Origin of the sequence: Streptomyces yatensis (genome assembly GCF_018069625.1) — a bacterium.
Lineage (GTDB): Bacteria > Actinomycetota > Actinomycetes > Streptomycetales > Streptomycetaceae > Streptomyces > Streptomyces yatensis.
Window position 1 is genome coordinate 373,385 of record NZ_CP072941.1, and the last position, 23,059, is coordinate 396,443.

Here is a 23,059-nt window from a genome sequence, read left to right on the forward strand (position 1 = left end):
GTTCACCTGTCTGTCGCCGTGTCGCTGTCGGCCAGCGAGGGGTAGTCGCCGGAGCTCAGCCGGCGGCGGAGGATCTTGCCGGCGCCCGACTTCGGGATTTCTTCGACGGCGATGATCCGCTTGGGGCGTTTGAGGGACGGCAGTCCGGAGCCCTCGCGCACATAGGAGTGGAGCTCCGCCAGCGCGTGGTCGGGGGTCGTCCCCCTCTCGGGGACGAAGAAGGCGGTGGCGGCCTGTCCCCAACGGTCGTCGGGGAGCCCGACGACGACGACTTCGCTGACCACCGGACAGCCGATCAGCTTGTCCTCGATCTCGTCCGGATAGAGGTTCTCGCCGCCGGAGTTGATCATGTCATCGACGCGTCCGGTGACCCACAGGTCGCCGTCCTCGTCGGCGACGGCGAGGTCACCGGGGAAGTACCAGCCACCGCGAATCGACTTGGCGTTCGCGTCGGGCCGGCGCCAGTAGCCGGCGAAGGCATCCGGGTTCCGCATGGAGACGGCGATCTGCCCCTGCTCGCCCGGCGCCACCTCGGCATCGGGCGAGGCGTCCGGGGACGGCTCCACCAGGCGGACCCGGGAGAAGATCCCGGCCCGGCCCGCGCATCCCGGCTTCGCGATGACGTCGGTCCCGATGGTGAAGGTGTAGATCTCGGTGCTGCCGAAGTGGTTGACGAAGGACTCCGGCCGCAGCGTGTCCACCAACCGTTCCACCAGCGTCGGAGTCATCGCGGCGCCGGCGTAGGCCAGCTTGCGTACGGATGTGGCCTGCTCCAGGCGGCCGGTGCGCAACAGCGACCAGTAGATCGTGGGCACCAGGTAGAGCGAGCTGACCTCCTCGTCGGCGATGAGGCCGAGCATCTCCTCGGCGTCGAATTTCGTCTGGGGAACCCAGGTGCCCGCGGCGACGACGGTGGAGATGAGCGTGCGCAGCCCCATGGTGTGAAACAGCGGCATCACGCCGAGCGTCGTGTCGAAGAGTGACTGTCCGCTCTGCAGCAGGTGGGCGACCGAGGCGTGGTACTCGGCGCTGTGCGTGCGTGGCACGCCCTTGGGCCTGCCCGTGGTCCCCGAGGTGTAGAGCATGACGCTGATGTCCCGCTCGGACACCTGTACGTCGAGCGGTCCGTCCGCCTGGGTGCGCGCCAGGCGTTCGATCGTCGCCTCGACCGGGTCTCCCGAGCGGATCCACGGCACCGCCTCGATGGCACCGAGTGCCTCCTGCGCGAGGGCCGAGGTGGAGTCGTCCGCGATCACCAGCGCCGGCTCCGCGTCGGATATGCAGTAGGCGAGTTCCGAAGCGCCGAAGCGGAAGGACAGGGGGACGGAGACGGCACCCAGCTTCTGCGCCGCCAGATGGAGGCTGGCCAGCGGCTCGCCTCCGGTGCTCAGAAGCACCACCCGTTGCCCCGGACGGACACCGAGCTCGGCCATCGCCCGTGCCAGCTGATTGGTGTGGGCGTCCCACTCTCTGTACGTCATCGGGGTCCTGCCGCCGATCGCCCGGCGATGCGGATAGCGCTCGGCTGTCCAGCGCAGAACCGTGCTCAGATCCATCGCGGTCCTCTCCGTTCCCCACGCGCCTACCGGTGCTCGGCAGAAGCTGCGAATCATACGGTGCTATACACACCGTATGATTCAGACCATTGAAGGTTGGAGTTGGAAGGTACGCCGACCTGGGGGACGTGTCAACGGTCCGGATGTCGACGGCGCACCCCGCCCTTCCGGGCACGTGCGCAAGAAAGCGGCACGGAGCCGACCGGCCCAGCCTTCGGGGGCATTTCGCGGTGCGATGCTCGCTCCGGAAGCGGCGGTCACCGCATATCGGGGCCCGAGTGACGGCGTCGCGCGTCGCCCGCGCGAGTGACGCGAGCGCGCAGCGCGCAGCGGCCTGCGGCCGGACGTCAAGGGATGATGCGGCGCACGGAGGCCGCGAAGCCCGGCGAGAGTGGTTGGCGCGTCAGCGTGTGATGGCCCTACCGGGCCATCGGCCGCCCTTTCACGGACGAGAACTCACCGCGCTCGACGCGCGCCTGGACACCGTGCCAGAAGTCGCGCGCGGCGTATTCCATGCCGAGGCCGAGCTCGAGGGTGACCATACGGCCGGAAACCTCTTCGATCCCGCCGTAACGGCGCCGCATCTCCTCGTACTCCGCGATGCGCCGCTCGTGCTGCTCGATCTGGTCCCGGGCGAGGCGCGCCACGTCGTCCGGCTCCGCCAACTCGTTGAAGAACAACTTGATCTCCGCGATGTCGCGCAGCTCGAAGTGCTCCTTGACCGGTTCGGCCAGCCAGCCCCGCAGCGCGTCGTCGCCCGCCTCGGTGATCGTGTAGATCTTGCGCCGCCGCCCGGTGTCCTCCTCATGCACATCCAGGAGCCCCGCCTCCTGAAGCCTCTTGGGCTCCGCGTACAGCTGAGCGTGCGGGAAGTTCCAGAAGTAACCCACAGACCGGCCGATCGCACGCTTGAGGTCATAGGGGGTGGACGGGCCACGCATCGCGATCATCCCGAGAACCACGTACGACGTCGTCGAGAGCCGGAGTGTTGACATGATCTGAATCGTACCGTGCACCCCCGCGGCCAGACGCGGCCTTCGTCACCCCTTCCGGCGTACCGCGGGGGCGCGACGGAGTGAAGCAGGGCATCGAGGTGAGCGGCTCCGCCGTGCCGGTCGCGGTGTGACATGCGGCCATCCCCCGGGGCCGGCCAGGGCCCGGCGCCCGAGGGCGGGAATGAAGGAACGGATGCCGTTTGAGACTTCAAGAATATCGGGATACAGTACGACGGCTCCGCTCCCCCACCGCATTCGACATCCACACCACGAGGTGGTTGACATGCGCGCGACGCATTTAGGTGAAGGTTGTACGGTCCTGATAGAGGATCAGGCGCTCGATGAATTCCTCGAGGTGGCCGTCGGTGAATACCAGCGCATCACCTCCGAAACACCACTGCCGTGCTTCGCTCTCCTCGTAGGTTCGGCGGACCATGCGACATTCACCGTCGAGCGCGTCGCGTTCGGCCGCAATGCCCGTACCACCGACCCGGCCGCGCGCCGTGAGTTCACCGAGTCGATCGTGCCGCTCTTCGGCCCGGCGTACGAGAACGAGACACGTGGCTGGTGGATCGACTCCCACGACCTGCTGAGGGCCTCGCGCGAGGCCGAGGCCGAAGGTCTGGACATCCTGGGATCCGTGCACATGCACCCCGACTGGCATCGCATAGGCCCGCCGGAGGAGCGGAAACTCATCCTCAGTGAGCGTCCCACCCCGATGGATCAGCACGTCTTCGGCAACACGGGCTGGCCCGTCAACCTCATCTGCTACCTGGAACGCCGCGGCGATGTCATGTACCACGCCCTCGCCGCCTGGGCGCCGCCCTCACCCGAGAACCCTCACCAGCCCTGCGCTGAACTGCCGCTGCGGATACGGACCAACGCCGTGGTGGCGGTGTGAGGCGATGACCACGACCGACCGGCCACTCCACCGAGTTCCGAGAACCGAAGGAATTGCCCATGTCTGACGCGCCCACCCCGGACCGGCCCAAGCTGCGGCATCTGGCCATCGTGGCCCGTGACCCCGAGAAGCTGGCCGAGTTCTACAGCGAAATCTTCGGCATGGAGCTCTTCCACCGGGACCCCGATGGCAGCTGCTTCCTCTCCGACGGGTATCTCAGCCTCGCCCTGATCAAGCATCAACTCGACGGCGACACCCCCGTGGGCATGAACCACTTCGGATTCCATGTCGCCGACACATCCGAGACCTCCGCCGCTCTGGTCGCCGCCGGCGCCGACAAACCCGCCGAGCGCTTCACCAACCGCCCCTTCGCCGAGTACCGGGCCATGGACCCGGAGGGCAACTGGTTCGACCTCTCCGCGCACGGCTTCGGCGGTCCCCGCCCGGCCGCCGCAGCGGACGAGGAGTAACGGGGCCGAGGGGGCCGGAATGCACTCCTGCCTCCATCCCCCGCCGGCGTACGCGAGGCTCAGGGCTCAGGCGCCGCTTCCGCACACTTGCGGGGGCGGCCCCCGGCGTGAGGTGCGGCGCGCGCAATCCGCCTGACGAAGACGGCGGCACCTACGGGCTGTCACGGTCATCTGACAGCGGCTAGGGTCGGGGCGGCCCCGCGGGGGCGGGCGGCAGGTTCCAGGAGATGCTCATGACGCGACAGTGCTGGTTCTGCGCAAGCGAGACCACGGCCACGCGGCACGATCGTGTCGTCGGCCTGCACCGGGATGTGCAGGCCGGCCCGACCTGGTATGTGGGCGTCCGCACCAAGTGGCAGAGCAACAGCGTCCGTGTGCCGCGCTGTGAGCGGTGCCATCACGGCCACATCATCGAGCAGTCCATGCTGGCGCTCTCCATCGCCGCGCCGATCGCCTACGCCGCCAGCGGTCAGTTGGACACGCTTCTCGGGATCCTGCCGAGCACATCGGGCGGCAGGGTCACCGCGGTGATATGGGCGGTGGTGGCCTGCCTTCCCGCACTGGTGTGGATCGCGACCCGCCAGGCGTGGCTGCCCTGGGACCGCATCGCGCCCCGCCATCTGCGCCACGCGCGCCGCCACCCCGCCGTTCAGCAACTGAGGGAGGACGGCTGGCACTACCGGCCGGGGCCCTTTCCGTATTGGCAGAACGCCAAGGACCCGGATCACCAGCGCCTGTCCGGGCCTTCCGCCCGCCCTCGGCGGATCCTCGGCCGTATCACCGGCCTGCTCGGGCTCGCCTCCTCCGTCGTGACCGTCGTTCTGTACTTCCGGGACAGTGAGTTGGCGGCGCTGTTCCTGGTGCTCGCTTGCGGCCTGTTCTTCCTCTCGTCGAAAATCGACCCCGAAGTGTGAACGCGCTCGGTATCGCGTCCGGATGCCCACCCGCTGTACGGACACCCGTGAAATGGCTGCGCACGGCCCCTGCTCGCTGGTGGGATGGCCCCCATGGATATCACTGCGCCGGAGTGGACCCACTGCGGTGACGGGGTCACAGGGGATGAGCCGGTCGGATGCGCGGGGATCAGGATCGGCGGATCCGAGCGGTGCCTCAAACACCTCGGCGAGGAGGAACGCCACGCCTATCTCGCGACCCTGACGCCCGGGGACGACATCGACGCGCGAGGCACCGAGATCAGCGGTGAGTTGCTTGATGAGCTGCTGGACGCGCTGTGCCGGCCCGGCGAGGAGCGGCCGCGCCTGGGGCGGGCTCGGTTCGACAAGGCGGTCTTCACCGGGGCCGCCCACTTCAACATGGTGTGCTTCGACAAGGGAGCGTGGTTCAGGGAGGCGACGTTCAGGCAGGACGCCGTGTTCGCCGGCGTGATCTTCGGTTCGGCGGCCCGGTTCGACGGGGCCGAATTCCACGCCCTCGCCAACTTCGACGAGGTGCGGTGCACGGCCGACGGCACAACCCCGGCCGGGCACCTGGCCTTCCGCGGTGCGTCGTTCGCGACCGGGCCCTGGTTCATGGGGGCTCATGGCGTCCGGCTGCTGGACCTGCGGGAGAGCCACATCACCAGGCCGACGGTCGCCCAAGTCGTCGCCGAGCACGTCGACTTCACCGGGGCCTGGTTCGAGGCGGCGGTCACCCTCAAGGCGAGTGGCGCGTCCATCGACCTCACGCGCGCCCGCCTTGCCGAGCGATGCACCCTGACGTCGATGGAACACCATGTGGCGCACTCCGGTCTCCCGGCCTACCCGACCGCGCCCGACCAGCGCCCCTCGGTCACCTCGCTCTCCGGTGTCGACGCGTCCATGCTGCTCCTCTTCGACGTCGACCTGTCGCGGTGTGTCTTCGCGGGCACCCACCACCTCGACCAACTGCAGATCGAGGGCTCCTGCGTGTTCGCCGAACCGCCCCGCGGCCGGCGCTGGACCCGACGGCACGTCATCGTCGAAGAGGCGTGGTGGAGGGGCTGGCAGACCCCGGGACCGGCCCCGTACCCGGCCGCCCTGGCCGATACCTACCGGCAGCTGCGCAAGGCCCGCGAGGACGCCCGCGACGAACCAGGAGCCGCCGACTTCTATTACGGCGAGATGGAGATGCGCCGCCACAGCCGTACGTGGAGCGAGGCGGACCGCTGGCTGCTCCAGGCGTACTGGCTGCTGTCCGGCTACGGTCTGCGTGCCTCACGCGCACTCGGATGGCTCGCGGCCTCCATGCTCCTCACCATCATGCTGCTGACGAGCTTCGGCCTGCCCCAGGGTTCCCCGAAGCACGAGGCGACGGCCACGGTGCCGCCCCCGGGCGGCAAGGTCACCTTCGAGATCGACAAGGAGGACCCGGAGAACCCCACCGGCGACCGATTTACCGGCAAACGCCTGGAGAAGGCTCTGGGGGTGACGCTCAACTCGGCCGTGTTCCGCTCCGGCGGGCAGGACCTGACCGTAGCCGGCGGATACATCGAGATGGCATCCCGCTTCTCGGAGCCGGTCCTCCTCGGCCTCGCCGCCCTCGCGATCCGCGGGCGCATGAAGCGATGAGGCATCGGACGTCCGTCACGGTACGCCACGGGCCGGCCACCGGGCTAGCCGCTCGCCGGCAGGTCACCCGCGGTCGCCGCCAGGCAGGTCTCGAGCCGGGCGACGATGGTCGGCACCCGGCTGGTGTCCACGCGACAGGAGTACAGGAAGCGGACGAGCGGCTCCTCGGTGATGGGCCGGGCCACGATGCCGTTCACCGGACCGGTCAGGGCCAATGCCGGGAGAAGCGCGATCCCGAGCCCGTGCGCGACCAGCCCGAGCACGGTCCTGAAGTCGTCACCCTCGAACGCGAGCCGTGACGTGAAGCCGGTGGACCGGGCCAGTTCGGCGAGCAGGTCGAGCTGGGCGCCGGTGACGGGGGTGCCGATCCACGCCTCGTCGGCCAGCTCGGCCAGGCTCAACGACGGGCGCTGCGCCAGCGGGTGCCGCGTGGGCAGTGCGACCAGGACGGGGTCCCGGCCGATCAGTGTCCGGTGCACGCCCGGAGGCTCGGGCTGGGGATACCGGTCGTAGTCGAAGGTGACCGCGAGGTCGAGGTCCCCGCGCAGAAGACCCTGGTATCCGGCCTGGGTCTCGTGCTGGTTCAGCGTGACGTCCACCCGTGGATGGGTCGCACGGAAGCGGGCGAGCGCCGGGGGAACGATGCTGCCCGCCGCGGAGACGAAGGCGCTCAGCCGCACCGCGCCCGCGAGCCCGGCGTCCAGGGCGGCCAACTCGGCGGCGGCCCGCGTCATCGCCGTGCGTACCGAACCCTGGGCCTCCAGCAGGACCCGTCCGGCGGCGGTGGGCCGGACGGGGCGTCGTTCGATCACCCGCAGCCCGGCCCGCCGTTCGAGCTCGGCGATCTGCTGGGACACCGCGGACTGTGTATAGCCCACTTCCTCGGCGGCGGCCGCGAACGACCCCAGCCTGACGACTGCCTCCAACGTGACCAGGTGACGGGGCTCGATCCATTCAGCCATGAACATCATCGTAGCTAATGTTCCTATTAGCAAGGTTCGCTTGTGCTTATGTACAGCCGAACGGAGCATGGACCCCATGGACTACACCGAACTGGACCGGCTGGTCGCCACACTGCCCAGGAAGCGCATCGGCTTCTACCCGACGCCGTTCCACCGCCTGGACAACCTGTCCGCCGCCCACGGCGTCAACTTCTTCCTGAAGCGGGAGGACATGGCCGGGCCGGGCACCCTCAGCGGAAGCAAGACCCGCCTCGCCGAGTTCATCATCGGCCAGGCACTGCGAGAGGGCGTCACCCATGTCATCAGCCAGGGCGTCTACCTGACCAACTCCGGGATGCAGTTCGCCACGGCCTGCCGGGTCGCCGGACTGACCCCGATCCTCTACCTCACCCGCGACGAGAACCGGCACGGCGAACTCACCGAGTACCGGGGCAATCTGCTGCTGAACAAGATCATGGACGTGGAGCTGCACTACCAGCCCACCCGCGGCGGCGCCTACTGGGACGCGACCGACGAACAGCAAAAGGTCACCGACGCGATGAACGCCAGGAAGGCGGAGCTCGAAGCGCAGGGACACAAGGCATTGATCGTGCCGACCGGCGGCGCCCACCCCTACGGCTTCGTCGGGCACGCGCTGACCTTCAAGGAGATGATCGAGCAGGCCGAGACCCATGGGGTCGGCCTCGACTACGTCTACCACACCGCGGGCACCGGGACCGCCCTGCCGGGGCTGATCGCGGCGAAGCTGATGACGGGTCACCCCGTGCGGTTCCGCTCCATCGCGATCTGCGGCTACCAGCCCGGCGGCTGGATGAACGTCGAGGTGATCGTCGAGCGCGTACGGCACATCCTCGGGCTCCTGGGCGTCCCGGTCCCCGCTGACGAGGTCATCCGAGCCGAGATCGACGTGGACGAACGGTTCATCGGCGAGGACTACGCGGTGCCCTCGCCCGAGGGTGTCGCCGCCATCAGGGAACTGGCAATGGCCGACGGCGTCTTCCTCGGCCCCGTGTACACCGCGAAGGGCTTCGCCGGCCTGCTCGACCACGTCCGATCGGGCCGAGTCGAACCGGGCAGCAACGTGGCCTTCCTGCACACCGGTGACACCGGCAACCTGTTCGAGATCCCAGAGGTCGTCGGCAACGTGGCGATGTGACAAGCCGCTGCCGTACCGGGCGATCCGTCCGGCCGCCGGCGGCTACGGCGGCCGGCCGGTGAAGGCACGCAGGGCCAGCTCAATTCTGATCTCCTCGGTGTCCAGCAGCGACTGCAGCCGGCGCAGAACGATGTCGTCGATGCTGCGCTGGTCCCGCAGGCGGATCAGGGCACTGCGCTCGACGCCGATCAGGGCGCGGCGCAGTTCGAGCCCGGCCCGCACACCGGTGTCGTCGGTATCCGGTGGCCCCGCCTTTTCGGCGGCGTACTGGCGCAGTTCGCTCAGGATGGCGTCGGCGATCTCCGGCGGCGTTTCCAGACGCTCGGCGTGGTCGGGCAGGGCCTCCAGCGCGGCGGCGATGATCTGGCGATGGGCGCGGCGTTCCTCGGTGGTCTCGTCGGGATCGCCGCGCAGTCCGGACCAGCGGATCACCGCGGGCATCGTCGTCCCTTGGAGGACCAGCGTGACCAGGATGACGGTCACGGCGGTGAAGACCAGCAGCCCGCGTCCGGCGAGCGGCCGGCCCGCGGTGGTGGCGGTCGGGACGGCGAGCGCGGCCGCGAGCGAGACGGCACCGCGCACCCCGCTCCAGGCGACCGGGAACCTCTGCCGGGCACCGTAGCGCAGCGTGCGCTGGACCGGGCGGCGGTCGACGGCGCGGATGAGGTAGGGCACCGAGTACAGCCACAGCAGTCGGGTGGCGATCACCACGCCGCTGACCACCGAGGCGGTGATGACCGCGTGTCCCGGGGAGACGGAGCCGATCGCGCTGACGATGGCGGGCGTCTGGACGCCGACCAGGACGAAGAGGGCGCTGTTGAGGAGGGAGGTGCTCACCTCCCAGAAGGAGATGATCTGCACTCTGGAGCTCGCGCTGATCACCTTGGGTCCCGCCTGGCTGAGGATGAGACCGCAGGTGACCACCGCCAGGACGCCGGAGACGCCCAGCACTTGTGCCGGCAGATAGGTGGCGAACGGGGTGAGCACGCCCAAGGCGTTTTCCACCTCGCGGTCACGCAACCGCCTGCGCAGAGCCACGACGACGGCGGCGCATCCACAGCCGATCGCGGCACCGCCCGCGTAGGCGAGCAGGAATCGCACGGTGGTGTCCGTCCAGGTGACGGCCAGCCCCTCGACGGCGACGCCGACCACCACGGCATAGAGGGTGAGCGCGGTGCCGTCGTTGATCAGGCTCTCCGCCCGGAGGATGGTCCGGATCCGGCGGGGCAGCCCGCGGGCGACCGCCGCCACGGCGATGGCGTCCGTGGGGGCGACGACGGCACCGAGGACAAAGGCGAGTGGCCAGGACAGGCCCAGCGCGTGCCCCACCGAGGCCACGGCGGCGGCGGTGGCCAGCACCAGACCGGTCGCGAGCAGCACGATGCCACGCACGTTCGTCCGGATCTCCCGGAGGGAGGTGGTCAACGACTCCCAGTAGAGCAGTGGGGGCAGGAACAGCAGCAGGACCACCTCGGGCGACAGGGCCGGCCCGCGGAAGTCGGGGATCAGGCCGATCAGGCAGCCGCCCGCCACCAGCATGACCGGCTCGTTCCAGCGTAGGCGGCGAGCCAGCCAGCTCATGGTCAGCACCGCCGCGAGCACCACCACGATGACTTCGAGGCCACGCATCCGGTACCGCCTTCCCGAGGGGAGCGTGGTAGGGGCCACGCCCCGGGAAGCCTGCCATCTCGCATCCGATCCGGGTCGCGCCCGACGACCGCCGAATGAGTGCTCCGGCCTGCGACTTCCGCCAACCGGAGCACTCGCTCACACGGATGTGTGACGGAGTGCGGGGAGATGGCCGCGTCGGCCGTGCGGTGGCCCGATGAACACCAGCGTTGACAGCCGGGATGGCCAGCGGGCCGTGATGAGTGCCGAGAGGAAGAGAACATGACCGCCTCGTACGAAACCAGTCAGCACCAGGCTGGACGGCAACGTCCTGTCCGCCACCTTCGACGCCCCGCCGATCAACCTCATCGGTCCCGAGGTCGTGCGCGACCTGGTCGGACTGCTCGAAGAGCTCTCCCAACCGACGACTGCCCGGGTAGTGGTCTTCGACAGCGCGGATCCCGACTTCTTCTTCCCCCACGTCGACCTGACCAAAGTGCCCGAATACACCGCCGAGGCCGCGAAGGCCAAGCGGGGCTTCCAGACCCGTGGCCGTACCGAGCTCGAACTCGGCGACGTCATCGGCGACTTGAAGGCCCTCGACTGATGCGGCACGTCGGCGCGCATGGCGGCTGGGGTCTGTCGTTCGGATCAGGCCGGGCTCGCGGGGTCTGATCCAAACGACGGACCCCAGCGGCTCTTGCCACACAGGGCCGCGTCCACCGCCCCCTGGAGATGGCGCAGGCTTTCGCCCTCAGCAGCCCATGTCGTGGTGTAGACGGTCACGGTGCCGCGGCCGGCCGTGGCCCGGCCGCCGCCCACTGAGTCGCCGGGCAGATCGCCGCCGTGGCCCCAGTAGACGCCACCGCAGCTCAGCGGGATCGAGGCAATGCCGTAGCCGTAGCGGCTACCCGCCGGGTAGACGTCGCGGCCGCCGATGTCGATGGTGTCCCGGGTCATCAGGCGCACCGCCCAGCCGGGCAGGAGCCGTCCGCCGAACAGGCCGTCCCAGAAGGCGTTGAGGTCCCCGGGCGTGGAGACGAGTCCGCCGGATGCGCCGAACTCGTACCCGGGGAGCTCGGTCACATCCACCCGGCCGGCCTCCGGACGCGCGGGGTGCACCCCGTAGTTGCGGGCATGGGTCCCGCGCAGGGACAGCTCGCCGGGCGCGGGCCAGTAGGTGTCGTCCAGACGCAGTGGACGCAGAATGGTGCGGTCGACATATGTGCGGAAGTCGACCCCCGATGCCTTGTCGATCACCATGCCGAGCACCAGGTAGTTGGTGTTGGAATAGCCCCAGTCGGTCCCGGGCTCGAAGACGGGCTCCTCCTTGAGGGCAAGGGCCAGATAGTCCTCGGGCGTGCCCGGCCGGTTCCAGTCGACCAGTGCGGAGTACTCCGGCAGTCCGCTGGTCTGCTTGAGCAACTGCCGTATGGTGATGGGGCGTTCGGTGAGTTGTGGCACGTAGGTGCCCGCGTGGTCGTCGAGTCGTACCCGCCCGTCCGCCACCAGGCGCATCACGGCTGCTGCGGTGAACGCCTTGGTGTTGCTCGCCAACCGGAATCGGCCCTGCGCATCGACCATCGGACGGCCCGACTCCAGGTCCGCGACGCCGGCGGAACGCGTCCTGCTGCCGTCGTACGCGAGGGCACCCGGCACCCCGTCCCGGTCGACGAGTCGATCCAGCTGCCGCTGCACCGGATCGGGCCGGTGGGCCGCCGCCGCGGGGGCCGCCGCCACGGGGGCGAACGCCCCGGTAAGCGTCGCGGCGAGCAGGACTGCGGCGGCGAGGCGCTTGCGCTGCATAGGTCTTCCCCCTGGTCATGGCCCGGCCGGCGCGGGCCGATCGGTCGCTCGCCGACGACCCTGCCAGGGCCTCGGCGCGACGTCAGTACGCCCGGCCCCCGAATCGAGGGTGTAGCCAACGCCACCCCGCCCTCGACGTGTTGCAACGCCACCCCCTCGACGTGTTGCGGTGACGGCGCACGGACCACCTGGAGGCGACCGCCAGATGCAGTGATCCAGCGACGAGAACATCGTCATGGACGTCACCGCCCGGTAGCAGGCAGCCCAATCCCGTGCGCGGGGAGCGGGCGCTTGGACGAGCGCGCACCCATTCGTCGTACCAGGCTGAGGCATTCAGCGGCAGGTCGGCCTCCTTTCGGGTTGCGGGCCCGTGGGCGGGAATCCGCTTCGCGGCTGTGGCGGCCAGCGGCCGGTTGACTTCGCGGGGGAGGGAGACGCCTCGCGTCTCCGGAGCACTTCTTGTGAGGGCAGCCACGTTGATCAACAGGCGGAACGTACTGCGGGCGGGCACGGTGGGTGTTCTGGGCACGGAGGTGGTGGGCTTGCCGTCATCGCCCGCCGCGGCCGCGCCACCCACCGTGGTGGCGGAGCGGGTCGGCGAACGGGACTGGCAGCTGCTGGCTCAGGCGCTGTCGTCGCGCTCCACGCTCTATCGGCCGGGCGATTCCGGCTACCCACCGCTGGCGCTTCCGTTCAACCACCGGTACGCCGGTATCCGCCCCGCGGGGATCGTGGCGTGCGCGACGACCAGGGATGTCCGTGCGGCGGTCCGCTGGGCCCGCGCGGTGGGGCTGCCCGCCGTCCCTCGTTCCGGGCTGGGCCACAACTACGCCGGGTACTCCGCCACCACGGGTCTGCTGCTCAACATGGCCCGTATGAAGAGCATCGTCTCCACCCCGCGGCCGGGCGCCCGCTCCCGGACCCGGGCCTACGGGCGGATGAGGGTCGTTCACGACGCGGGCACCCTCACCGTGGGAGCCGGCGTCACCAACGGCGATCTGCACCCGATGCTGGAGGACCGCGGCATGTTCGTGCCGACCGGCCGCTGCCCCACGGTCGGGGTGGCCGGGCTGGTGCTCGGCGGCGGTATCGGCTTCAGCGACAAGATGTTCGGCCTGACCTGTGACCGGCTGGTCTCGACGACCGTGGTCCTCGCCGACGGCCGCGTGGTGGAGGCCGGCGAGGACTCCCACCCCGATCTGTTCTGGGGCTGTCGCGGCGGGGCGGGGAACAACTTCGGTGTCAACACCTCCTTCACGTTCCAGTACGAGCGGTTCCAGGGCGATGTGGGCTTCTACGATGTGCGCTGGAGCCTGGACTCGGTGCTGCCGGTGATCGCCGTCGCGCAGCAGATCGCCGTGGACACCCTGGACGACAAGAGATTCCATCTCCGCGTCGGCGTGGGGACCCGCGGAATCACCAGGGACCAGATCCACGCCAACGCGGGTGTCAATGCCATCGGCCAGTACTACGGTGACCTCGATGAGTTGCGCGCCATCCTGGCCCCGCTGCTCGCCATCGGCACGGCGGAAGAGCGCGCCCGCAACAAGGCGTCCGTCCGCGAGGTCACTCCGGGGCAGGCGAGCGCGCTGCTGAGCGCCACCACGCCGGTGCAACAGTTCGCCGCCAAGTCGGCGGTTCTGAGCTCCCGGACACTCCTGACCGACGAGCAGATCGGTGCCGCCACCGAGCGGCTGCTGGAGTGGCCCGGCAGCGACAACGAGGGCGGGGCCGGGTTCGCCATGTTCGCCCTCGGCGGCGAGATCAACCAAGTGCCGCCGGACGCGACGGCGTTCGTCCACCGAAACGGGGTCTTCATCCTCGCCGCCGAGACCTCCTGGGCGGATTACGACCCGCCAGGGGTCGCCACGGCGAACCTTCACTGGCTCAGCGAGTTCTACCAGAGCATTTTCGGTGACACTCCCCCGCCGCAGTCCTATCAGAATTTCCCGGATCCGACACTGAAGGACTGGCGGCGGGCCTATTACGGCGCGAACTACGACCGGCTGGTCCGAGTGAATCGGACCTACGATCCGACCAACTTCTTCAGCTATCCACAAGCGATCGGCGCCTGACGTTCCCGGGCTCGCCCTGCCGGTATCCGTAGGCTTGGCAAGCCTGTCAGTCGTCGGCCAGTCGTGTCCGCCAACTCGACACCGCTGGCTTCCAGTTGAGCGCCTCACGTATGCGGTCGTTGGCCGCGCCGCGCATGGCGGTGAGCTGGTAGTGGGTGAGCCAGCCCAGCAATCGCTCGGCCAGTTGCGACGGCACCGTACGGGGCGGGGGCGCGCCGAGCAGGCGGGCGTATTCGGGGAGCCAGACCGCGGCCTCGGCCGGGTCGTCGTCGGCCACGTTGAACACGCCGTCGGTATCCGCTTCCACGGCGCACACCGCGGCCCGTGCGGCGTCCTCGATGTGGAGGAACGAGGTGATGCCGGCGGCGGGCTCCGGCAGTGGCAGCCTGCCGCGTGCCACCGCGCCGCCGATCGCACCGGCGCGGTGGTACAGGGTGCCCGGCCCGTACAGGGTTCCGTAGCGCAGTACGGTCCCGGACAGGTGTGCGGCGCCCAGCACCCGGCGCTCCAGTTCGGCGATGGCGCGCGTGGTGAGCGCCCAGCCCGGATCCGGTGCGTCGGCATACAGCGGTGCGTCCTCGGCGAGCACCGGCCCGCCGCGGGGTGCGGTGGCGAACGCGATGCTCTGCGCCACCATCCGTTCCGCCCCGGCGGCCTCGGCGGCCGCGATCAGCTGTGCGGTGCCTTCGGTGCGCAGCCGGGCGGTCCGCTCGAAGCCCTCAGCCGTGGGGCCGCGCAGGGCGGTCAGCTGATGCACCACCACCTCGGGCCGGGCCGAGAGCACCGCCGCGCGCACCGCCTCGGCTTCCAGCGCGTCGGCCACCACGACGCCGTCCAGGGGCAGGCCGGCCGCCCGGGAGGGCTCCCGGACCAGCGCGGTCACATGATGGCCGCGGGCACGGAGCAGCGGAACCAGTGCGCGGCCGATCACTCCGGTGGCCCCGGCGACAAGGACACGCGCCGTCATACCGGGCTCCCGACCCGCATCAGGAGCCGGCAGGCGGGATCGCCGTCCCGCAGACACGCGGTGGCGCAGTTGCTGGTGAGTTCGACCCCGAGCCCCTCCGACCAGCCGGCGTGGATGTCCGTGCACGGGCACTTGTAGCCGTCGAGCGAACCGGCCATCCGGACCATCACCACGGCGAAGTTCTGCCGCATGGTCAGCTCGATCTCCCCGTCCGGGAGCACCGCGGTCGCCCCGTCCCGCAGCTCGCTCGGGAACATCCACTCGGAGCAGGCGTCATACCGGCGGCGGAGCTCCTCGAGGTCCGCCGCGGGCTTTCCGCCGAACTGACGGGCTATCCGTTTGCCCACCTGGACGGCCACATACCGCAGCGCCTCGGCGTTGATCTCATTGGCCACCGCGTGTCCGAACCGCTTCGCCACCCCCTGGTACCAGCGGGCGTCGTGCAGCCACCACTGCCGGTACACATCCATGGTCCTGGGCCGCGGGGTCGTACCGGGACTCGTACCGGAGCTCGTACCGGGACTCGTACGGTCGACCGCGGTCATCGCACCTTCCCGTCCAGCTCGCCGGCGGCCACCCGGGCCCGGAAGCGTTCGCGCATCTCCCGCTTGAGCACCTTGCCGGTGGCTCCCTTCACCACCTCGCTCGCGTCCATCCGCAGCGCTCCGGTCAGCTGCGGGAAGCCCGCGGCGATCAGCACCTGGTTGACCTCGGCCGTCCATCGGGCGTCGTCGGTCTTGGTGTCCGCCGCGTCCGCGCGCATCTGCAGCAGGGCGTAGGCGTCGGCGGTCCCGTCGCCGTCCCAGTCCGCCCGTACGCCCTCGGGGGCGACCGCCACCACCGTGCAGTCCTCCAGCTCGGACATCTCGCGCAGCAGCAACTCCTCGGTGCGGGTGCTGAACACGATGCCCGTGGGGGTGCGGATCGCGTCCGGTGCGCGGTCCAGGTGGTAAAAGTTTCCCTCCTCGTCCCGATAGGAGAGATCGCCGGTGAGCCAGTAGCCACCGAGCCGCAGCCGGTGGAAGGTCAGCGAGTCGTTCCAGTATCCGGGGGTGAGCGTGGGCGAGCGCACGCCGAGGCGGCCGATCTCGCCGGGTGGCAGTGGTGTGCCGTCCTCGGAGAGCACCGCCGCCTCGGCGAAGCTCATCGGTTTGCCGACGCAGCGCGAAAAGGACGATCTGCCGGGCTTGTGTCCGTTGTGGAAAAGCGAGTAGCCGGTCTCGGAGGAGCCGAGCCCGTCGGTGAAGACGGAGCCGGGCACCCGGCGCCGCTTCAGGTCCCGGCCGACCGTCTCATGGCTGCCCTGCTCGATCAGCGCCTTGATATGGGTCTCGTGCGCCGCGTCCCCGGTGTTGTACCACGCCTCCACGCTGGACAGATCGCGGGCGGAGAGATCCTGGGCCGCCATCTCCCCGTAGGTTCCGGCGAACGCGAATACCGTGGTGGGGCGGAACGTCTCCATGGCGTCCAGGACGTCGGTCCCCCGCTGGCTGGACAGCATGGATACGGGCGAGCGCAGCAGGAAGCCGAACAGCATGACCGAGATGGCGGCGTTGTGCGAGCCGGGCAGCGCGACCAGCAGCCTGCCCATCGCGGAGCCGACCGACAGCTTCAGCCGGTGCAGTTGCGCATAGAGCAGGGTCTGATGCGTATGCGGAACGGCCTTGGGCATCCCGGTGGTACCCGAGGAGTGCGAGATGATGATCGGATCGGTGGCGTGGTGGGAGTACGGATAGGCCGCGGGGAGGGGCTCGCGTTCCTCCGTGCGGATGTCGGCCGCCGTGACACAGAAGCCGAGGCCCAGTTCGGCGCAGTCGGGGGCGAGGACCGCGTGATGGGCCCGGTCGGTGACGGCCCCTACCGCGCCCTGGCGCCGCACATACTCGCGGGCGATCTCCGGGCGGAGGTTGCCGTTGACGAAGGAGGGGATCGCGCCCAGGGAGGTGAGGGCGAGGAAGTTGATGGCGAACTCGGTGCTGGAATAGGTCTGGATCGCCACCGGGTCGCGGGGCCCGACGCCCTGTGCGTGGAACCAGCCCGCGTAGATCTCCACGGCCTCGTGCAGCTCGCCCAGGGTCAGCACCTCGGGGTGGCCGCCGTCCGGGGCCTGCCAGGTGGCGTCGGTCCACAGGACCTGCTCGTCGAGCTCTCTGCCGTACGCCTTCAGCCGGTGGATCACATTCCCGGCCCCCAGGGCGGCGTCCTCGCTGATCCGCGCGCGTTCCTGCTTGGTGATCATGATGTGGTTCCTTGGATTCGGGCGGCCAGCTCGACCAGGCCGCGAAGGGTGCCGTACTCCCCCGAGGGGGTGGCCGGGGTGTCGGGCGGGAGGCTCGGGACCGGGTCGTCCCGGTCCAGCACGATCGCCACGGCCAGGTCCGCGGCGGGTGGGCCGGTGCGCAGCTCGCGGTAGGCCGCCGTGGTGCGCTCGGTGCAGGTCAGCTCGACCCCGATGAGCACGATCCGGTCCAGCTCCTCGTCCTCCCGCAGCAGTTCCGCGGTGGCCAGCAGCTCACCGGCCGGGTCCGCCACGGTGGACAGGCAGAGCAGCGGTCCGGTGATGGCGAACTCGAGGCTGAGCCGGCCGAGGACCGCGTTCGCGGTGGACTGCATGAACAGCAGCGGATTGTGCACCTGACCGGCCACGAGCAGGCGGCTGCCGAGATCGAGGGTGGCGGCGTCCCCCATCGTGCTGACCAGGACCATGGCGGTTCTGGAGCCGTCACCCGGCCGGGCGGTCAGACATCGCTCGACGGCCTGGTGCACCATCGGGCTGAAGGTGGACTCCACAAAACCGGCGACTGGCGGCGCGGACGGACCGGATATCGCGGCGATCATGCTCGCTCCAGTACCAGTGCGGTGTTGGCGCCACCGAACGCGGCGTTGACGGTGAGCGCACGCCGGAGCTCGGCCTTGTGGGGGCGGTTCGGCACATAGTCGAGATCGCAGTGTGGATCCGGTTCGGTGAACCCGGCGGTGGGCGGCAGGACCCCGTCCCGCAGCGCGAGCAGGGTGATCACGAGTTCCACCGCTCCGGCCGCCTCCAGCAGATGTCCCGTGGTGCTCTTGGTCGAACTCACCGGTACGCGGGCCGCGTCCGCGCCGAAGAGCGTGCGCAGTCCGCGCGTCTCGGCGGGGTCGTTGTGCCGGGTCCCGGTGCCATGCGCGTTCACGTAGTCGATCCGCGGGCCGCCCGCACGCCGCAGGGCCCGGCCGGCGGCCGCGACCAGCCCGGCGCCTTCCGGATGGGGCCGCGCGATGTGGTGGGCGTCGCCGGCGGCGCCCCAGCCGGTCAGCGCGGCGAGCGCACGTGCTCCCCTGCGCCGGGCACCGTCGACGGATTCGAGCACGATGGCGGCGGCTCCGTCCCCGAGCAGCAGACCGCTGCGGTCGGCGCAGAACGGCCGCACCATTCCGTCCCGGGACAGGGCGAATCCCGAGTCGAACTTGGCCAGGTTCTCCTCCTCCACCAGGTACGCCCCCGCGCAGATCGCGGTCTCCGCCCGGCCGGAGGCGATGAGCCGGCAGCCATGCGCGATCGCCGCGGCCGAGGCGACGCACGCGCCGGTGAACGCCAGCCGGGGGCCGCGCACGCCGAGCGTGTCCGCGAGGGTCTCGGCCTGCCAGGCGGGCACGGTCTCAGCGGCGCCGCCGGAGGCCGCCGCGCCGGGAGAGCCAGGAGGGCCGGGAGGGCCGGGAGTGCTCGGAGTGCCGGGAGCGTCCCGGGCGCGCCAGAAGCGGGTCAGCCCGGTGAAATCGCCCGCGGTCCCCACCAGGACGGCGGCCCGCGCACCCGTCGGCAGCCCGGCCATGCCGACCGCCGCCGCGGCGACCTCGGCCAGCACGTCGCGCAGCGGGGCGGCCGGGCCACAGGTGGCGGCCAGGCCCGTTCGGTACGGGCCGATGTCGAAGCGGGTGATCGGCGCGAAGGCGGGTCTCCCGTCGAAGACACCCTCCCGCAGCGCGTCCGCCCCGGTGCCGAAGGCCGTACGCACCCCGAATCCGGTCAGCAGCACCTCACGACTCATGGATGTCCACCAGGTAGTCGGTGATCCGGCGGATCGAGGTGAACTCGGCGAGGAAGGCTTCCGCCGGCTCGATCTCCAGGCCGTACCGCAGCTCCAGTTGGTGCAAAAACCACACCAACCCGAGTGAGTCCAGGGCGAGTTCGGCGTCGTCGTCCAGGCCGGGCGGCAGTTCGGCGAAGATCTTGGGGTCGGACAGCAGCTCCCGCACGGCGTCGGTGGTGATCCCCGGCCGGGTCTCGGATTCCGCGGTCATGCCGTGGCGCCCCGCCCGACGACCTCGTTGATCAGGTCGCCCAGGTTCATGGCGCCGGCCTGTTCGATGTCACCGTCGGGGAACTTCACGTCGAACCGGCGCTCCAGACGGAGAAGCAGCTCGATCAGGCCCAGGGAGTCGATGTCGATTCCGCCGGTGCCCATGGGGCTGTCATCGCTGATCTCGTCCGCGTCGAGCGGATGGTTCATCTCCTCGCTGATCGTGCTGAGCACGAAGTCGCGGATCTCCTTCTGCAACGCCGTCTGCATGGTGCGCAACCTTTCTGTGCCACGGAATCGGTGGGGGCGGGCGGCAAGGGCCGGGGGCGGCGGGTCCTCAGCGATCGGGAGCGCGGGCGAGCAGGGTGTCGCGGCGCCTGACGAGCTTGCCGTTGGAGGTGCGGGGCAGGTCCGCCAGGACATGGACGACGCGGGGCACCTTGTAGTCGGCCAGCCGGTCCCGGCACCAGCGCAGTAATTCCCCCGTCGAGGGGCCGTCCGGCGCGACGGACACATAGGCCTCGGTGGCGCCGGCGTGCACGACCACGGCTCCGTTGACCCCGGGGTGGCGGCACAACACGGCTTCGACCTCGGTCAGATCGACCTTGAGGCCGCCGATGACCACCAGGGAGTCGCCACGGCCCAGCAGCCGCACGGCGCCGGAGGCATCCAGTTCGGCCCGGTCGTGGGTGTGCAGCCAGCCGTCCGCGTACCGGTCGCCGCCGGAATCGTGCAGATACGGTGAGCCGTCCGGCAGCCAGACGTCCAGCTCGCCCTCGCGGACGCGCAGCCGCACCCCGGGGGCCGGCCGGCCGGCCGAGGGCCTCGACGCGCCGCTCACCTCCATCGCGATGACGCCGGTCTCGGTGGTCCCGTACGACTCGCCGACGCCGGTGCCGAACCGGTCGGCGAACCGTATGGCGGTCTGCGCCGGCATGATCTCCCCGCCCGAGACCGCCGCGCGCAGGGCGGGCAGCGCGGGCAGGTCCCGGGCGGTGCTCAGCAGCTCGTAGTGGAACGGTGTGCCGAAGATGACGTGGACGTCGTGACGCGCGGCGGCGGCCAGGATGTCCTTGGCCGACACCCGTCGCGCGAAGACCGCCGAGACGCCCGCGGCGAGGGAGTGCAGCACCCCGGCGATCAGGCCGAAACTGTGCGCGGTCGAGCTCAGCAGCAACACCCGCTCGCCCGGGGCCGGCATCCCCTCGATCCGGGTGAACCGCTCGATCTCGGCCGCCAGGGAGGCCGCGGTCCGCCCGATCACCTTGGGCAGCCCGGTGGAGCCCGAGCTGAACTGCACCAGCCGGTGCTCGGTCGCCGCCGGGCGGCCGTCCGGGTACCGGGAGGTGACCACCTCGTACCGGGGCTCGAACCTGAGCGACGAGCGGCCCGCCGTACCCGCGCCGACCATGAACTGCGGGTGGCACAACGAGCGCAGGGCGTCGACTTCCGACGGTTTGAGCCGGTGGTCGACCAGCATCACCTGGGCGCCCAGCCGCCACAGCGCGAGCAGTACCTCTATCTGGGTGCAGCTCGGTGGTATCTGGAGCATCACCGTATGCCCCTCGCCGACGCCGTGCCCGGCGAAGACCGCCGCTTCCGCGGCCACGGCGGCCCGGACCTCGCCGCGGCTCACCGGGTGGTCACCGTGGACGAGGTAGGGCAGCTCGTCGGGATGGGCGTCGAACAGCCGCTCAAGGAGCTCCCGCATGCGGACGCTCATCAGTTTTCCTTGCAGAACTCGCCGATGGGAAAGCCCACATGGCGCTGGTCCGTGGCCAGATAGCCGAGGAGTTCGTCGCCGCGCCGCAGCTCGGTGACGTTGTGCACCTTGCCGCCGGGCCCGAGCACCCGCACATGCCAGTCGTCCTGGACGGCGAGGCTCACCACGATGCCGTCGGCCGATCTCGCGGTGATGGTCAGCAGCGGCCGGGACTCCAGCTTGGCCCGGCCGACCGTGACCGGCCGGGTCCGGCCCTCGGCGTTGACGGCCAGGGTCGTGCTGCCCGAGCGCAGCTCGCTCAGGTAGTTGGTCCGGTTCTCCGGGCCGAGCACATAGGAGTGCAGGGCGCCGGCGTTGACCCGGAACGGGCGGGTCGGCATGTACGGCAGCGGATGGGTCTCGCTGCAGCACAGGATGAAGCCGGTCGAGTACGAGCCGACGAGGATGCCCTCGTCCTCGGCGAAATGCGTGCAGGTGTCCACGCACACCCGGTCGCCGAGCCCATGGTGCTCGATGCGGTCGACGGTCAGCGTCGTCAGCTCCAGTGGGGAGGTTCCGGCTTCGAGCAGCCGGGCCAGCGCGAACACCTCGCCGGCGTCGGAGGGAGCCAGCAGGACTCCGTCCGAACCGCGTTCCAGCACCTCCAGGACGGTGGCGGCTTCCTCCAGATCGGCGCAGACGGTGATCAGCTTTCCGGCGGAGCGGTCCGCGGCGGCGAGCACGATCTCCAGCGGGATCTTGGTCGGGTCGGCGAAGCGGACCACGGTGAGGGGCAGCGCGACGGCGGCCTCGCACGCCAGCCGCAGCGACGGTTCGTCGTGTACGTCGACCCACGCGGCGGTGTCGGCGCCGAGGTCGTACAGCTCCTTCTCCTCGGTCACCACCGTGGTGGTGACGCCGGTGACGGTGGGGGGCAGTGCGGCGAGGACGGCTTCGTCATCGCAGAGCACGCCCTGCATCCGCGTATGGATGGCGGCGTCGACGATGGATTCGAGCTGGGTCTGCGGAACGGCTCGGAGATCGATCCATGCGAACTTCATACGGCTCCTGTCGCGATCGTCGGGGGGTGGGGGGTCGTTCCGGCGTCGACGGCGTGCACGACGGCGGCCAGCCGCGCCACCAGCGAGGAGGGTGAGGGCGAGGAGAAGATCCGACGGCCGACCGCGAGGCCGCGGCACCCGGCGAGCATCAACGAGGTCGCGTGACTGATCAGGTCCGAGCCGTCGGGCGGGCCGCCCGCGGCGAGGACCGGCAGCGGACAGCTGTTCACCACCTCGGCCATCCGGTCCATCGGCAGCGCGATCGAAGTCTTCACCAGGTCGGCGCCGAGATCGGCGGCGATGTTGACCGCGTGGGCGAGCAGCGCGGGATCGTGCGGATCGGCGATCCGCGGCCCCCTCGGGTAGATCATCGCGAGCAGCGGCATGTTCCACATGTCGCACGAGGCCGCGACGGCCCCCAGGTCCGTGAGCTGCCGGTGCTCGGTGTCCGATCCGAGATTCACATGCACGCTCACCGCGTCCGCGCCCAGCCGTACGGCCTCTTCGACGTCGCCGACGAGCACCTTGGCATCGGTGTCGGCCGCGTGCACCGTACCCGCACTCAGGTGAACCACCAGGGCGCAGCGGCGCAGGATGTCCGGTGCGATCGCCCGCGCCCGGCCCTTGTGGACAACGACCGCGTCCGCGCCGCCGTCGACCAGCGCCCGGAGCAGCCCGTTCCAGCGGGCCTGGGACACCACCGGCCCATCGGACACACTGTGGTCGAGCGGGACGAAAAGATATCTTCCGTCCCCGACGCCCGAGAGCCGCCGCATCCGGAATGATTTACCAATATCGGTCATGTGCCAGGCACACCTCTCCCAAGGGGCGAACCACGCAGGGGGATTGCTCGGCCAGAATGGCACGTCCGCGCAATGCCGAGCGGATATCGAATCTCCATCACTCCGCGGTTATGCGGCTCTGAGGAATTTCTGAGATTGCTCTGACAGGCTGTCCGACGGCTATTACGCCGG

Annotated in this window: 22 protein-coding genes; 7 read left to right on the top strand and 15 right to left on the bottom strand. The window is 70.2% G+C overall.

The features are described from left to right. Window positions 1-2: 2 nt before the first annotated feature. Together J8403_RS01705 and J8403_RS01710 are read right to left on the bottom strand one after the other, a co-directional pair. Window positions 3-1,556: a class I adenylate-forming enzyme family protein gene (locus tag J8403_RS01705; protein WP_211121487.1), complete on the bottom strand. Its 1,554-nt coding sequence runs from the start codon at window positions 1,554-1,556 to the stop codon at window positions 3-5. A 419-nt stretch (window positions 1,557-1,975) separates the two neighbouring features. Beyond that, window positions 1,976-2,551 carry a PadR family transcriptional regulator gene (locus tag J8403_RS01710; protein WP_246585640.1) on the bottom strand — a complete coding sequence of 192 codons (576 nt, stop codon included), beginning with the start codon at window positions 2,549-2,551 and terminating at the stop codon, window positions 1,976-1,978. A gap of 283 nt (window positions 2,552-2,834) precedes the next feature. Between J8403_RS01710 and J8403_RS01715 the strand changes: the two genes are divergently transcribed. The 4 genes from J8403_RS01715 to J8403_RS01730 all read left to right on the top strand — a co-directional run bounded on the left by J8403_RS01715 (window position 2,835) and on the right by J8403_RS01730 (window position 6,468). After that, window positions 2,835-3,452 carry a hypothetical protein gene (locus J8403_RS01715; RefSeq protein WP_211121489.1) on the top strand — a complete coding sequence of 206 codons (618 nt, stop codon included), beginning with the start codon at window positions 2,835-2,837 and terminating at the stop codon, window positions 3,450-3,452. Window positions 3,453-3,511: 59 nt separating this feature from the next. Next, the gene (locus tag J8403_RS01720) at window positions 3,512-3,922 is read left to right on the top strand and encodes a VOC family protein (protein ID WP_246585641.1); all 411 of its coding nucleotides are present in this window, start codon (window positions 3,512-3,514) and stop codon (window positions 3,920-3,922) included. Between the two features lie 233 nt (window positions 3,923-4,155). Beyond that, entirely contained in the window at window positions 4,156-4,836 is a 681-nt protein-coding gene (locus J8403_RS01725; protein WP_211121490.1) for a hypothetical protein, read from the top strand. 93 nt (window positions 4,837-4,929) lie between these two features. Continuing rightward, entirely contained in the window at window positions 4,930-6,468 is a 1,539-nt protein-coding gene (locus J8403_RS01730) for a pentapeptide repeat-containing protein (protein WP_211121491.1), read from the top strand. Between the two features lie 44 nt (window positions 6,469-6,512). On the opposite strand, the gene J8403_RS01735 is transcribed toward J8403_RS01730, so the two are convergent. After that, window positions 6,513-7,430, bottom strand: coding sequence for a LysR family transcriptional regulator (locus tag J8403_RS01735; RefSeq protein ID WP_211121492.1), 918 nt, complete (start codon window positions 7,428-7,430; stop codon window positions 6,513-6,515). A gap of 76 nt (window positions 7,431-7,506) precedes the next feature. On the opposite strand from J8403_RS01735, the gene J8403_RS01740 reads away from it, so the two are divergent. Beyond that, a complete protein-coding gene (locus tag J8403_RS01740; RefSeq protein WP_211121493.1) occupies window positions 7,507-8,586 on the top strand; it encodes a 1-aminocyclopropane-1-carboxylate deaminase/D-cysteine desulfhydrase in 1,080 nt (359 codons plus the stop codon). A gap of 42 nt (window positions 8,587-8,628) precedes the next feature. Here J8403_RS01740 and J8403_RS01745 read toward each other — a convergent pair whose 3' ends face one another. Further along, complete coding sequence (locus J8403_RS01745) at window positions 8,629-10,215, bottom strand: Na+/H+ antiporter (RefSeq protein ID WP_211121494.1); 1,587 nt, start codon at window positions 10,213-10,215, stop codon at window positions 8,629-8,631. A gap of 361 nt (window positions 10,216-10,576) precedes the next feature. Between J8403_RS01745 and J8403_RS01750 the strand changes: the two genes are divergently transcribed. After that, complete coding sequence (locus tag J8403_RS01750; RefSeq protein ID WP_211121495.1) at window positions 10,577-10,801, top strand: hypothetical protein; 225 nt, start codon at window positions 10,577-10,579, stop codon at window positions 10,799-10,801. A gap of 44 nt (window positions 10,802-10,845) precedes the next feature. Here the strand turns inward: J8403_RS01750 and J8403_RS01755 are convergent, their stop codons facing one another. Next, a complete protein-coding gene (locus tag J8403_RS01755; RefSeq protein ID WP_211121496.1) occupies window positions 10,846-12,000 on the bottom strand; it encodes a serine hydrolase domain-containing protein in 1,155 nt (384 codons plus the stop codon). Window positions 12,001-12,536: 536 nt separating this feature from the next. On the opposite strand from J8403_RS01755, the gene J8403_RS01760 reads away from it, so the two are divergent. Then, complete coding sequence (locus J8403_RS01760) at window positions 12,537-14,075, top strand: FAD-binding oxidoreductase (protein WP_246586293.1); 1,539 nt, start codon at window positions 12,537-12,539, stop codon at window positions 14,073-14,075. Between the two features lie 46 nt (window positions 14,076-14,121). Here the strand turns inward: J8403_RS01760 and J8403_RS01765 are convergent, their stop codons facing one another. The 10 genes from J8403_RS01765 to J8403_RS01810 form a co-directional block, all read right to left on the bottom strand. Next, window positions 14,122-15,042 (bottom strand): NAD-dependent epimerase/dehydratase family protein, encoded by a 921-nt coding sequence (locus J8403_RS01765; protein ID WP_211121498.1) that lies wholly within the window; start codon window positions 15,040-15,042, stop codon window positions 14,122-14,124. Further along, window positions 15,039-15,587 carry a hypothetical protein gene (locus tag J8403_RS01770; protein WP_246585642.1) on the bottom strand — a complete coding sequence of 183 codons (549 nt, stop codon included), beginning with the start codon at window positions 15,585-15,587 and terminating at the stop codon, window positions 15,039-15,041. Before J8403_RS01770 ends, J8403_RS01765 begins: the two co-directional genes overlap by 4 nt. Further along, a complete protein-coding gene (locus tag J8403_RS01775; RefSeq protein WP_246585643.1) occupies window positions 15,584-17,281 on the bottom strand; it encodes a class I adenylate-forming enzyme family protein in 1,698 nt (565 codons plus the stop codon). The genes J8403_RS01770 and J8403_RS01775 overlap by 4 nt, the downstream gene beginning before the upstream one ends. Continuing rightward, window positions 17,278-17,880, bottom strand: coding sequence for a hypothetical protein (locus tag J8403_RS01780; protein ID WP_211121499.1), 603 nt, complete (start codon window positions 17,878-17,880; stop codon window positions 17,278-17,280). Before J8403_RS01780 ends, J8403_RS01775 begins: the two co-directional genes overlap by 4 nt. Then, window positions 17,877-19,070, bottom strand: a complete 1,194-nt coding sequence (locus J8403_RS01785) for a beta-ketoacyl synthase N-terminal-like domain-containing protein (RefSeq protein ID WP_211121500.1) — start codon at window positions 19,068-19,070, stop codon at window positions 17,877-17,879. Before J8403_RS01785 ends, J8403_RS01780 begins: the two co-directional genes overlap by 4 nt. Further along, window positions 19,060-19,323 (bottom strand): phosphopantetheine-binding protein, encoded by a 264-nt coding sequence (locus J8403_RS01790; RefSeq protein ID WP_211121501.1) that lies wholly within the window; start codon window positions 19,321-19,323, stop codon window positions 19,060-19,062. Before J8403_RS01790 ends, J8403_RS01785 begins: the two co-directional genes overlap by 11 nt. Next, window positions 19,320-19,592, bottom strand: coding sequence for a phosphopantetheine-binding protein (locus J8403_RS01795; RefSeq protein WP_078646301.1), 273 nt, complete (start codon window positions 19,590-19,592; stop codon window positions 19,320-19,322). The genes J8403_RS01790 and J8403_RS01795 overlap by 4 nt, the downstream gene beginning before the upstream one ends. A 67-nt stretch (window positions 19,593-19,659) precedes the next feature. Beyond that, window positions 19,660-21,045 (bottom strand): class I adenylate-forming enzyme family protein, encoded by a 1,386-nt coding sequence (locus tag J8403_RS01800; protein WP_211121502.1) that lies wholly within the window; start codon window positions 21,043-21,045, stop codon window positions 19,660-19,662. After that, on the bottom strand, window positions 21,045-22,085 hold the full coding sequence (locus J8403_RS01805) for a 3-dehydroquinate synthase II family protein (RefSeq protein WP_211121503.1): 1,041 nt from the start codon (window positions 22,083-22,085) through the stop codon (window positions 21,045-21,047). The genes J8403_RS01800 and J8403_RS01805 overlap by 1 nt, the downstream gene beginning before the upstream one ends. Beyond that, window positions 22,082-22,888 (bottom strand): 2-amino-3,7-dideoxy-D-threo-hept-6-ulosonate synthase, encoded by an 807-nt coding sequence (locus J8403_RS01810; RefSeq protein WP_211121504.1) that lies wholly within the window; start codon window positions 22,886-22,888, stop codon window positions 22,082-22,084. The genes J8403_RS01805 and J8403_RS01810 overlap by 4 nt, the downstream gene beginning before the upstream one ends. Between the last annotated feature and the right edge of the window lie 171 nt (window positions 22,889-23,059).